We start from the raw sequence: 12,757 nt of genomic DNA on the forward strand, positions 1-12,757 counted from the left end.
AGTGGTTGATGTAAATCGTTTTAAAAGTATGCAAATCACCCTAGCTTCTCCAAGCAAAGTCCGTTCATGGTCTTATGGAGAAGTCAAAAAACCTGAAACAATCAATTACCGTACCTTGAAACCAGAACGTGAAGGACTCTTTGATGAAGTTATCTTTGGTCCTACAAAAGACTGGGAATGTGCTTGTGGTAAGTATAAACGCATTCGTTACAGAGGAATTGTTTGTGACCGTTGTGGGGTTGAAGTAACGCGTACAAAAGTTCGTCGTGAGCGTATGGGACATATCGAATTGAAAGCTCCTGTATCTCACATCTGGTACTTCAAGGGGATTCCAAGCCGTATGGGCTTGACCCTTGATATGAGCCCTCGTGCCCTCGAGGAAGTTATCTACTTTGCGGCTTATGTGGTGATTGATCCAAAGGATACACCACTTGAGCACAAGTCTATCATGACAGAGCGCGAATACCGTGAGCGCTTGCGTGAGTATGGTTATGGATCATTCGTTGCTAAAATGGGTGCCGAAGCCATCCAAGACCTATTGAAACAAGTAGATCTTGAAAAAGAAATTGCTGAACTCAAAGAAGAGTTGAAAACAGCGACTGGACAAAAACGTGTCAAAGCCATCCGTCGTTTGGATGTTTTGGATGCCTTTTACAAGTCTGGAAACAAGCCTGAATGGATGATTCTCAACATCCTTCCGGTTATTCCACCAGATCTTCGTCCAATGTTGCAGTTGGATGGTGGTCGTTTTGCCTCATCTGACTTGAACGACCTTTACCGCCGTGTTATCAACCGTAACAACCGTTTGGCTCGTTTGCTTGAGTTGAATGCACCAGGTATCATCGTTCAAAATGAGAAGCGTATGCTTCAAGAAGCGGTTGACGCTTTGATTGACAATGGTCGTCGTGGTCGTCCAATCACAGGACCAGGTAGCCGTCCACTGAAATCATTGAGCCACATGCTTAAAGGTAAACAAGGACGCTTCCGTCAAAACTTGCTTGGTAAACGTGTTGACTTCTCAGGACGTTCAGTTATCGCCGTTGGTCCAACTCTTAAGATGTACCAATGTGGTGTGCCACGTGAAATGGCAATCGAGCTCTTTAAACCATTCGTGATGCGTGAAATCGTTGCGCGTGATATTGTGCAAAACGTCAAAGCAGCTAAACGCTTGGTCGAACGCGGAGATGAGCGTATCTGGGATATCCTTGAAGAAGTTATCAAAGAACACCCAGTGCTTTTGAACCGCGCACCGACCCTTCACCGTTTGGGTATCCAAGCCTTCGAGCCAGTCTTGATTGATGGTAAGGCCCTTCGCTTACACCCACTTGTCTGTGAAGCCTACAATGCTGACTTTGACGGAGACCAAATGGCCATCCACGTACCGCTTTCAGAAGAAGCCCAAGCAGAAGCTCGTATCTTGATGCTTGCTGCTGAGCATATCTTGAACCCGAAAGATGGTAAACCAGTTGTTACTCCATCTCAGGACATGGTTTTGGGTAACTACTACTTGACTATGGAAGAAGCTGGTCGTGAAGGTGAAGGAATGGTCTTCAAAGACCGTGACGAAGCGGTTATGGCTTACCGTAATGGTTATGTTCACCTTCACTCACGTGTTGGTATCGCAACAGACAGCCTCAACAAGCCTTGGACAGAAGAGCAAAAACACAAGGTATTGCTTACAACAGTTGGTAAAATCCTCTTCAACGACATCATGCCAGAGGGTCTACCATACTTGCAAGAACCAAACAATGCCAACTTGACAGAAGGCGTTCCAGCTAAATACTTCTTGCCACTTGGTGGAGATATCAAGGAAGCTATCAGCAAACTGGAACTTAACCCTCCATTCAAGAAGAAAAATCTTGGAAATATCATCGCTGAAATCTTCAAACGTTTCCGTACGACAGAAACTTCTGCCCTACTTGACCGTATGAAGAACCTCGGTTACCACCACTCAACTCTTGCAGGATTGACAGTGGGTATTGCCGATATCCCAGTCGTTGACGACAAGGCTGAAATCATTGAAGAATCACACAAACGTGTAGAACAAATCACCAAACAATTCCGTCGTGGTATGATCACAGACGACGAGCGTTACAATGCCGTTACAGCTGAATGGCGTGCTGCCCGTGAAAAACTAGAGAAACGTTTGATTGCCAACCAAGATCCTAAGAACCCAATCGTTATGATGATGGACTCTGGAGCCCGTGGTAACATCTCAAACTTCTCACAGCTTGCCGGTATGCGTGGTCTGATGGCTGCTCCGAACGGACGTATCATGGAATTGCCAATCCTTTCAAACTTCCGCGAAGGTTTGTCAGTACTCGAAATGTTCTTCTCAACTCACGGTGCCCGTAAAGGTATGACCGATACGGCCCTTAAGACAGCCGACTCAGGTTACTTGACTCGTCGTTTGGTTGACGTTGCCCAAGACGTTATCATTCGTGAGGACGACTGTGGAACAGACCGTGGTCTCTTAATCCGCTCTATCGCAGAAGGAAAAGAGATGATCGAGTCTCTAGAAGAGCGTCTCAATGGTCGTTACACTAAGAAAACTGTTAAACATCCAGAAACTGGTGCAGTGATTATCGGTCCAAATGAGTTGATTACAGAAGACAAGGCGCGTGAAATTGTCAATGCTGGTGTAGAAGAAGTGACTATCCGCTCTGTATTTACATGTAACACTCGTCATGGTGTCTGCCGTCACTGTTATGGTATCAACTTGGCGACTGGTGATGCGGTTGAAGTTGGTGAAGCAGTTGGTACAATCGCTGCCCAATCTATCGGGGAACCTGGTACACAGCTTACAATGCGTACCTTCCACACGGGTGGGGTTGCCTCAAATACCGATATCACTCAGGGTCTTCCTCGTGTCCAAGAAATCTTTGAAGCCCGCAATCCTAAAGGGGAAGCGGTTATCACAGAGGTTAAAGGACAAGTTACAGCTATCGAAGAAGATGCATCAACTCGTACCAAGAAAGTCTTTGTTAAGGGTGAAACTGGCGAAGGTGAATATGTCGTTCCATTTACCGCTCGTATGCGTGTTGAAGTTGGAGACCAAGTAGCGCGTGGTGCTGCTCTTACAGAAGGTTCTATCCAACCAAAACGTCTCCTTGCAGTTCGCGATGTCTTGTCAGTTGAAACTTACCTTCTCGGTGAAGTACAAAAAGTTTACCGTAGCCAAGGGGTAGAAATCGGTGACAAACACATCGAGGTAATGGTTCGTCAAATGATCCGTAAAGTCCGTGTCATGGATCCAGGTGACACAGATCTTCTCATGGGTACCCTCATGGATATCAATGACTTTACAGATGCCAACAAAGATGTCCTTATCGCAGGTGGAGTTCCAGCGACAGGTCGCCCAGTTCTTATGGGAATTACCAAAGCCTCACTTGAAACAAATAGTTTCTTGTCAGCGGCTTCCTTCCAGGAAACAACTCGTGTCCTTACAGATGCAGCTATCCGCGGTAAGAAAGACCATCTCCTTGGACTTAAAGAAAATGTTATCATCGGTAAGATCATCCCAGCAGGTACTGGTATGGCCCGTTACCGTAACCTTGAACCACAAGCTATCAACGAAGAAGAATACCTTAATCCTCCAGTAGAGGAAGAAGGAAATGAAGAAACAACAGAAGTAGTTGTGGATGCTGCCGTTGAAACTGTGGAAGAAACAGTAGAATAAAAGAGAATGAGAGAGCCTTCGGGTTCTCTTTCTCTTTTCTGAAAACTTTCTCCATTTTTCCATGAAATATGGTAAAATAATACTCAATGAAAATCAAAGAGCAAACTAGGAAACTAGCCGCAGGTTGCTCAAAGCACTGCTTTGAGGTTGTAGATAGAACTGACGAAGTCAGTCACATATATACGGCAAGGCGACGTTGACGTGGTTTGAAGAGATTTTCGAAGAGTATAAAAGAAAGAAGCTGACAAAGGAGACAAGTATGGAACAAACATTTTTTATCATCAAACCAGACGGTGTAAAAAGAGGATTAGTTGGTGAGGTGTTGAAACGCATTGAACAACGTGGATTTATAATTGAAAAATTGGAGTTGCGTTCACAGCTTTCAGAAGACTTGATTGACCAGCACTATCAGGACTTGGTTGGCCAAAGTTTTTACCCACCGATTCGTGAATTCATGACTTCAGGACCAGTTCTTGTGGGCATCATTTCTGGTCCCAAAGTAATCGAAACTTGGCGGACCATGATGGGGGCAACTCGTCCAGAAGAAGCTTTGCCAGGGACTATTCGAGGTGATTTTGCAAAAGCTGCTGGAGAAAACCAAGCTATCCCAAATGTTGTACATGGTTCAGATTCAGAAGAGTCAGCTAAGAGAGAAATTGCTCTTTGGTTTGAGAATTAAATAAGTGCAAGAACAGTTCTATTGTAATGGAACTGTTTTTTGTACCGTTCAGCGTCGGAATGTGACATTTTAGGGGCTATTAGTATTTCCTAATCCTATCAGAGTATAATTTCATGTAGGGAGGAAAAGGAAATAATGAAATCAATTCGTGTTTTATTATTATTAGCTGTCGTTCAAATTTTATTTGGAAGTTGTTTATTGTGGAAGGAAACATTTTTATCTTTAAGACAAGTTAATGTATATTTTTTAATTCTCATAGTCGGAGTTTCTAGCTTTTGTGCTGGGATTAATTACTTTCATACCTCGGGTCAGAAACGTCATAGCATTTTGCATTCTCAGAAGAAAGTCTGGATGGTTTATACGATTCTTTTGGTGGTCAACTTGTTAGCATCTTGTCTGGTTTTATCAGAAAGTATCCAAATTCACAACAAATTACAGCAGGATTTGGTTGATCTTTTTCTACCGTCATTCTTTTTTTTACTAGGTATTGATCTGTGGATTTTTCTGCCTTTTGATAAATACCATCGTGATTTAGAAAATTTACTGAACAGGAAGAAAACAGGATTGTTATCCATCTTGGCAACTGTTATTTTTTTGAGAAATCCCTTGACGATTTCTTCAATTCTTGTCTATATAGTTTTGGGATTTCTATGTGCACGATTTATTTTTCCAAAATCTATTCAGAGAGAAATTTCATTTTATGGCCATATTATTCGAGATATTTTATTTGTGATTAGTATGTTTGTTTTCTTTTAAGTTAATCAGCTAAAGTGCTAGTGATTTCCAAATTTATAATAGTAAATTTTAAAGAAAATTCACACAAAAAGAAACTTTCTGGTATAATAGTAGCATGTACACAAAAAATGAAGAAGAGCTTCTAGCTATTGGAGAAAGATTAGGAAACCTGCTTAAAAAAAATGATGTCTTAATTTTGACTGGAGAGTTGGGGGCAGGAAAAACAACTTTTACAAAAGGTTTAGCAAAGGGATTAGATATCCATCAGATGATTAAGAGTCCAACCTACACCATTGTGAGAGAGTATGAAGGTCGTCTTCCGCTTTATCATTTAGATGTTTATCGTATCGAGGGCGACGCTGATTCTATTGACTTGGATGAGTTTCTCTTTGGTGGTGGGGTGACCGTCATCGAGTGGGGGCATCTTTTAGGTGAGGATTTACCAGATTCATATTTAGAATTGGAAATTCTAAAAGAGGATGAGGGCCGTCAATTGCGCTTTAATGCCCAAGGTTATAGACCGGAACAACTTCTTAAGGAGCTTTCAGATGGAGTATGAGTTGTGTATTCGTGAGGCTGAAGTTCAAGATGCAACTGATTTGATTGCTTTTTTAAATCTTGTAAGCAAGGAAACAGATTTTACTAGTTTAGATGAAGAGGGAATCATGATGAGCGAATCAGAAATGGTACTTTTTATCGAAAAACAAGCTGGTTCAGAAAATCAAATTACTCTCTTAGCTTTATTAAATGATACAATTGCAGGAGTTCTGAATATTACTGCAGATTCTCGTTTAAGGGTTCGGCATATCGGAGATATTTTTTTAGTTGTCCAAAAGAAATTTTGGAATCAAGGCTTGGCCGGTATTCTTTTAGAGGAAGGTATCGAGTGGGCTAAATCAAGTGGTATTTTACGTCGTTTGCAACTAAGTGTACAAAAAAGAAATGAGGCTGCTATTCACCTATACTCTAAAATGGGATTTACCATGGAGGGATTGCAGGAAAGAGGAGCCTATCTAGAAGAAGGGACATTTTTGGATGTTTGTCTCATGGGCAAACTGATAGATGAATAATGATATGGTTAAAAAATTAATCGGAACAGTGCTTGCTTTTCTAGTAGTAACAGTGTTAGGTGTTGGAGTTTATGCCTATACAATTTATCAACAGGGAACAGCAACGTTGAGTCAAAAAACTTATAAAAAAATTGGTGAAGAAACAAATGTAATTGAGGCGACGGAGCCTCTGACTATTCTTTTGATGGGAGTGGACACTGGGAATATCGAACGTACGGATCGTTGGGAAGGAAATAGTGATTCTATGATTCTCATTACAGTCAATCCTAAAACAAAGAAAACAACCATGATGAGTTTGGAACGGGATATTTTAACAAAAATTCAGCAAAAAGATGGTAGTGTTGAGGAAGCTAAACTAAATGCCGCCTACGCTGGTGGTGGTGCGGAATTGGCAATCTCAACTATCCAGAAAATGATGAATATTCATATTGATCGTTACGTTATGGTGAATATGCAGGGGCTGCAACAATTGGTTGATGCAGTTGGCGGGGTGACTGTAAATAATACACTCGGTTTCCCAATTTCGATTACTGACCAGGAAGAATTTAATAAAATTTCCATTGGTGTTGGACAGCAGACTTTAAATGGTGAGGAAGCGCTTGTTTATTCTCGTATGCGTTATCAAGACCCTGAAGGAGACTATGGTCGTCAAAAACGTCAGCGTGAAGTGATTCAAAAAATTGTTGAGAAGGTCTTGAGTCTGAACAGTGTGAGTCATTATCAAGGGATTTTAAAAGCTTTGACTGACAATATGCAAACAAACGTTGATTTGTCAGCGAAAAGTATTCCACAATTACTTGGTTATCAAGAATCTTTCAAGAATATTGAAACACATCAATTGCGTGGAGAAGATGCAGAACTGCAGGGGATTTCTTACCAGATTGTTACAACTGAGCATATGTTAGAAATGCAAAATCTCTTACGCCGTTCACTAGGTAAAGAGGAAGTAACTGAAGTAGAAACCAATGCTGTTTTATACGAAGTGGCCCTTGGAAGAACCGCTACATCAACGAATGCTTCAAGTGTAGAAATAGAACAAAATTAATAATGAAATCGTGGGAAATTTCCTGCGATTTTTTCAAAAAAATACGAATAGATAGGTAGGAGGAAACATGAAAGCAGAAATCATTGCTGTTGGAACAGAGATTTTGACAGGACAGATTGTCAATACCAATGCCCAGTTTTTATCGGAAAAACTAGCAGAGATTGGGGTAGACGTATATTTTCAAACGGCTGTAGGAGACAATGAAGCTCGTCTCTTGTCTTTGCTTGAGATTGCCAGTCAACGTAGTAGTCTGGTGATTTTAACAGGTGGTTTGGGACCAACTGAGGACGATTTGACCAAACAAACTCTGGCTAAATTTTTAGGGAAAGAATTAGTCTTCGATCCTCAGGCTCAGGAGAAGTTGGATGTCTTTTTTGCCCAGCGACCAGACTATGCCCGAACACCGAATAACGAAAGACAAGCTCAACTTGTAGAAGGAGCGACTCCACTGCCAAATGAAACAGGACTGGCTGTGGGAGGAATATTGGAAGTCGATGGAGTGACCTACGTTGTCCTTCCAGGTCCACCAAGTGAATTAAAACCCATGGTCTTAAACCAACTTCTACCCAAGTTGATGACAGGGAGCAAGCTATATTCCCGAGTTCTTCGTTTCTTTGGGATTGGCGAAAGTCAGCTGGTTACGATTTTGGCTGATTTAATTGATAATCAGACCGATCCTACCTTGGCACCTTATGCTAAGACAGGAGAAGTCACTCTGCGCCTGTCAACAAAGGCTAGCAGTCAAGAAAAGGCAAATCAGGCGCTGGATATCTTGGAAAATCAAATCTTGGATCACCAGACTTTCGAAGGAATTCCTTTACGAGACCTCTGTTATGGTTATGGGGAAGAGTCCAGCTTGGCCAGCATTGTGATAGAGGAACTGAAAAAACAAGGGAAAACCATCACGGCTGCAGAGAGTTTGACGGCAGGGCTTTTCCAAGCCAATGTAGCAGATTTTTCAGGAGCTTCAAGTATATTTAAGGGTGGTTTTGTGACCTATAGCTTGGATGAAAAATCAAAAATGTTGGATATTCCTGTCAAGGATTTGGAAGAGTATGGTGTGGTGTCTGAATTTACAGCTCAAAAGATGGCTGAGCAGGCACGAATCAAGACCCAGTCTGATTTTGGCCTTAGTTTGACTGGAGTGGCAGGACCAGATAGTCTAGAAGGACACCCAGCTGGGACAGTCTTCATAGGCTTGGCTCAAGAGCATGGAACTGAGGTCATCAAGGTTAATATTGGAGGCAGAAGTCGAGCAGATGTACGTCACATTGCGGTTATGCATGCCTTTAACCTAGTTCGCAAGGCTTTATTAAGTGACTAACTTTTGATATAATAGTAGATAGGTCTAAGGACCATTAGAATGTAGGAGAATAGAATGGCGAAAAAACCAAAAAAATTAGATGAAATTTCAAAAAAATTCGGGGCAGAACGTGAAAAAGCCTTGAATGACGCTCTTAAATTGATCGAGAAAGACTTTGGTAAGGGATCAATCATGCGTTTGGGTGAACGTGCCGAGCAAAAGGTGCAAGTGATGAGTTCAGGTTCTTTGGCTCTTGATATTGCCCTTGGTTCAGGTGGTTATCCTAAGGGACGTATCATTGAAATTTATGGACCAGAGTCATCTGGTAAGACAACAGTTGCCCTTCACGCAGTTGCACAAGCGCAAAAAGAAGGTGGTATTGCAGCCTTTATCGATGCGGAGCATGCCCTCGATCCAGCTTATGCTGCGGCCCTTGGTGTTAACATTGACGAATTGCTCTTGTCACAACCAGACTCAGGAGAGCAAGGTCTTGAGATTGCAGGAAAATTGATTGACTCAGGTGCAGTTGACCTTGTCGTAGTTGACTCAGTTGCTGCCCTTGTACCTCGTGCGGAAATTGATGGAGATATCGGAGATAGCCACGTTGGTTTGCAGGCTCGTATGATGAGTCAAGCCATGCGTAAACTTGGTGCTTCTATCAATAAAACCAAAACAATTGCCATCTTTATCAACCAATTGCGTGAAAAAGTTGGGGTCATGTTTGGAAATCCAGAAACAACTCCTGGTGGACGTGCCTTGAAATTCTACGCTTCAGTGCGTTTGGATGTTCGTGGAAGCACACAAATCAAGGGAACTGGTGACCAAAAAGATACCAATGTCGGTAAAGAAACTAAAATCAAGGTCGTGAAAAACAAGGTAGCTCCACCATTTAAGGAAGCCTTCGTTGAAATCATGTACGGAGAAGGGATTTCTAAGACTGGTGAACTCTTGAAAATCGCAAGCGATTTGGATATCATCAAAAAAGCAGGAGCTTGGTACTCTTACAAGGATGAGAAAATCGGGCAAGGTTCTGAAAATGCTAAGAAATACTTGGCAGATCACCCAGAAGTCTTTGATGAGATTGATCATCAAGTCCGTGTTCAATTTGGTTTGATTGATGGAGAAGAAGCTGCTGAAAGCAAAAAAGATGAAGCAGTTCAAGCAGATTCTGTGAATGAAGAGGTAACTCTTGACCTAGGCGATGAGCTTGAAATCGAAATTGAAGAATAAGCTGTCAAAGTAGTGGAGAAATTCACTGCTTTTTCGATTCTTTGTTCAATATTTCAGATTGCCTATAGTTTGCTGTTTCTTGTCGCTCCTCTAGAAAGCTGATATAATAGCCTTATGAATAAAAAACGAACAGTGGACCTGATACATGGTCCGATTCTTCCCTCGCTCTTAAGCTTCGCCTTCCCAATCTTGCTGTCCAATATTTTTCAACAGCTCTATAATACTGCTGATGTCTTAATCGTTGGGCGTTTTCTTGGTCAAGAATCCTTGGCTGCAGTAGGGGCTACGACAGCGATTTTTGACCTGATTGTAGGTTTTACTCTTGGTGTCGGAAATGGCATGGGGATTGTTATTGCTCGCTATTATGGAGCTCGAAATTTTACAAAAATCAAGGAAGCAGTGGCAGCCACCTGGATTTTAGGTGCTCTTTTGAGTGTTGTAGTGATGCTACTGGGCTTTCTTGGTTTGTATCCTCTCTTGCAATATCTGGATACACCTGCAGAAATCCTCCCTCAGTCCTATCAATATATTTCTATGATTGTGACCTGTGTCGGTGTCAGTTTTGCTTATAATCTCTTTGCAGGTTTGTTGCGGTCCATTGGGGACAGTCTAGCAGCGCTTGGATTTCTGATTTTCTCTGCCTTGGTTAATGTGGTTCTGGATCTCTATTTTATTACGCAATTGCATCTTGGAGTTCAATCCGCAGGACTAGCTACCATTATTTCGCAAGGCTTATCAGCGGTTCTTTGCTTTTATTATATTCGTAAAAGTGTGCCAGAACTCTTGCCACAGTTTAAACATTTCAAATGGGACAAGGTCTTATACGCGGATCTCTTGGAGCAAGGTTTGGCTATGGGCTTGATGAGTTCAATTGTGTCCATCGGCAGTGTGATTTTACAGTCTTCTGTTAATACCTTTGGTGCCGTAATTATTAGTGCCCAGACGGCAGCTAGACGCATTATGGCCTTTGCCCTTCTTCCTATGACCGCTATTTCTGCTTCTATGACGACCTATGCTTCGCAAAATCTTGGTGCTAAGCGACCAGACCGCATTGTTCAAGGACTTCGAATCGGCAGTCGTTTAAGTATATCCTGGGCAGTTTTTGTTTGTATCTTCCTCTTTTTTGCCAGTCCAGCCTTGGTTTCCTTCTTGGCTAGTTCGACGGATAGCTACTTGGTAGAAAATGGCAGTCTCTATCTGCAAATCAGCTCAGTTTTTTATCCCATTTTGAGTCTCTTGTTGATTTATCGCAATTGTTTGCAGGGTTTGGGGCAAAAAGTCCTTCCTCTGGTATCTAGTTTTATCGAACTAATCGGGAAAATCGCTTTTGTGGTTTTGATTATCCCTTGGGCAGGATATAAGGGAGTTATCCTTTGCGAACCCTTAATCTGGGTTGCCATGACCATTCAACTGTACTTTTCGCTTTTCCGTCACCCCTTGATAAAAGAAGGCAAGGCCATCTTGGCAATTAAAGTGCTCTCCTAGCTGTATTTGCTAAATAAAATCCATTTCCTCTAGTGAAAATCGAAAAAACTTGTGTTATAATAAGAAAGATTAAAATGTGAAAAAAGGAGATTCCTAATGGGACGTAAATGGGCCAATATCGTAGCTAAGAAAACGGCTAAAGATGGAGCTAACTCTAAAGTATATGCAAAATTTGGTGTAGAAATCTATGTAGCAGCTAAAAAAGGTGATCCAGACCCAGAATCAAACTCAGCTTTGAAATTCGTTATCGACCGTGCTAAACAAGCTCAAGTGCCAAAACACGTTATCGATAAAGCTTTGGATAAGGCTAAAGGAAACACAGACGAAACCTTTACAGAAGGACGTTACGAAGGTTTTGGACCAAATGGTTCTATGCTGATTGTTGATACTTTGACTTCAAATGTCAACCGTACAGCGGCCAATGTCCGTGCAGCCTTCGGTAAAAATGGCGGAAACATGGGTGCTTCAGGTTCGGTTTCATACCTCTTTGACAACAAGGGAGTTATCGTATTTGCAGGTGAAGATGCCGATGCAGTCTTTGAGCAATTGCTTGAAGCAGATGTGGATGTGGATGATGTAGAAGCAGAAGAAGGTACAATCACAGTTTACACAGCTCCAACTGACCTTCACAAGGCTATCGTTGCCCTTCGTGAGTCAGGTGTCGAAGAATTCCAAGTGACTGAATTGGAAATGATTCCTCAGTCAGAAGTGGAATTGTCAGGCGATGACCTTGAAACCTTTGAAAAACTTTACAGCGTTCTTGAAGACGACGAAGACGTACAAAAGATTTATACGAACGTAGACGGGTTCTAATATAAAAAGCGAACAGACTTACTAGCTGTTCGCTTTTTATATTAGAACTTAGACTCAGGTTTCAGAATCGTTTTGTTGCTTGCTTTTTTCTAGACCTAGACCGACTGCATGTTTTTGGACGAGCAAGAGCTGTCCATTGTCCTGTTTTGCAAAAGTTAAGGTAACAGTCTTAGTCTTGTCTCCAATAGAGATATAGGTGATTTTTTTCGTATTGTAACCCCCAAGAGTGAAGTCAAACTCGGAATCTGGCTTTCCGTGTTTGTTGATAATATCCTCGTAGGTGGTACCACCTTTTCCTTTGTTGTCAAGGTCACCTTCGATTAAGGCGTCGAACTGTTCTTGGGTCCAGGCGAAGGTATCGTCTGTCAAGCCGCTTTTTTCTTCGCGTTCCATTGAGGCACTCGTATTCATGTAGGAACGGTTAAACTCCTTGGCATACTCTTTGTAGACATCAGCGTATAGTGCCTGACTCGTAAAGAAAAGTACAACAGAGGCAACTGCCAGGGATGTTCCGATAATAGCTATTGTTTTCCGTTTTTTGAGGTTGACGATAAGGCCGATAATCCCCAAGATAAATGCGACGATGGCGATGAACAACGATAGATAGTTAATAAACGGGATCCAGGATCCTAAAAGTGCGATGGCTCCAAAAATGGTTGCTAAGATTCCTAAAACTCTTTGTTCTTCTGGTTTCATTTGAAAGTTTTCTCCCTTCATT

The 12,757-nt window shown here is 41.9% G+C and carries 11 protein-coding genes; 10 read left to right on the forward strand and 1 reads right to left on the reverse strand.

Going from position 1 to position 12,757, the window contains the following annotated elements:
- Position 1: 1 nt before the first annotated feature.
- The 10 genes from rpoC (at position 2) to D8845_RS02720 (ending at position 12,039) form a co-directional block, all read left to right on the forward strand.
- Positions 2 to 3,679: a DNA-directed RNA polymerase subunit beta' gene (gene rpoC, locus D8845_RS02675; RefSeq protein ID WP_185757343.1), complete on the forward strand. Its 3,678-nt coding sequence runs from the start codon at positions 2 to 4 to the stop codon at positions 3,677 to 3,679.
- Positions 3,680 to 3,938: 259 nt separating this feature from the next.
- A complete protein-coding gene (gene ndk / locus D8845_RS02680; protein ID WP_125452366.1) occupies positions 3,939 to 4,358 on the forward strand; it encodes a nucleoside-diphosphate kinase in 420 nt (139 codons plus the stop codon).
- 135 nt (positions 4,359 to 4,493) lie between these two features.
- Positions 4,494 to 5,114 (forward strand): hypothetical protein, encoded by a 621-nt coding sequence (locus D8845_RS02685; RefSeq protein ID WP_173876612.1) that lies wholly within the window; start codon positions 4,494 to 4,496, stop codon positions 5,112 to 5,114.
- 94 nt (positions 5,115 to 5,208) lie between these two features.
- Complete coding sequence (tsaE, locus tag D8845_RS02690; RefSeq protein ID WP_125452368.1) at positions 5,209 to 5,652, forward strand: tRNA (adenosine(37)-N6)-threonylcarbamoyltransferase complex ATPase subunit type 1 TsaE; 444 nt, start codon at positions 5,209 to 5,211, stop codon at positions 5,650 to 5,652.
- Positions 5,642 to 6,163 carry a GNAT family N-acetyltransferase gene (locus tag D8845_RS02695; protein ID WP_125452369.1) on the forward strand — a complete coding sequence of 174 codons (522 nt, stop codon included), beginning with the start codon at positions 5,642 to 5,644 and terminating at the stop codon, positions 6,161 to 6,163. Before tsaE ends, D8845_RS02695 begins: the two co-directional genes overlap by 11 nt.
- A 4-nt stretch (positions 6,164 to 6,167) precedes the next feature.
- Complete coding sequence (brpA, locus tag D8845_RS02700) at positions 6,168 to 7,208, forward strand: biofilm formation/cell division transcriptional regulator BrpA (protein WP_125452370.1); 1,041 nt, start codon at positions 6,168 to 6,170, stop codon at positions 7,206 to 7,208.
- A 67-nt stretch (positions 7,209 to 7,275) separates the two neighbouring features.
- Entirely contained in the window at positions 7,276 to 8,532 is a 1,257-nt protein-coding gene (locus D8845_RS02705) for a competence/damage-inducible protein A (RefSeq protein ID WP_125452371.1), read from the forward strand.
- A 54-nt stretch (positions 8,533 to 8,586) separates the two neighbouring features.
- Entirely contained in the window at positions 8,587 to 9,741 is a 1,155-nt protein-coding gene (gene recA / locus D8845_RS02710; RefSeq protein WP_125452372.1) for a recombinase RecA, read from the forward strand.
- Between the two features lie 114 nt (positions 9,742 to 9,855).
- Complete coding sequence (locus D8845_RS02715) at positions 9,856 to 11,226, forward strand: MATE family efflux transporter (RefSeq protein ID WP_125452373.1); 1,371 nt, start codon at positions 9,856 to 9,858, stop codon at positions 11,224 to 11,226.
- 96 nt (positions 11,227 to 11,322) lie between these two features.
- Complete coding sequence (locus D8845_RS02720; RefSeq protein ID WP_000532883.1) at positions 11,323 to 12,039, forward strand: YebC/PmpR family DNA-binding transcriptional regulator; 717 nt, start codon at positions 11,323 to 11,325, stop codon at positions 12,037 to 12,039.
- A 54-nt stretch (positions 12,040 to 12,093) separates the two neighbouring features.
- Here the strand turns inward: D8845_RS02720 and D8845_RS02725 are convergent, their stop codons facing one another.
- On the reverse strand, positions 12,094 to 12,735 hold the full coding sequence (locus tag D8845_RS02725; RefSeq protein WP_125452374.1) for a DUF308 domain-containing protein: 642 nt from the start codon (positions 12,733 to 12,735) through the stop codon (positions 12,094 to 12,096).
- Between the last annotated feature and the right edge of the window lie 22 nt (positions 12,736 to 12,757).

Source organism: Streptococcus mitis, from assembly GCF_003942865.1.
Classification (GTDB): Bacteria; Bacillota; Bacilli; order Lactobacillales; family Streptococcaceae; genus Streptococcus; species Streptococcus mitis_BI.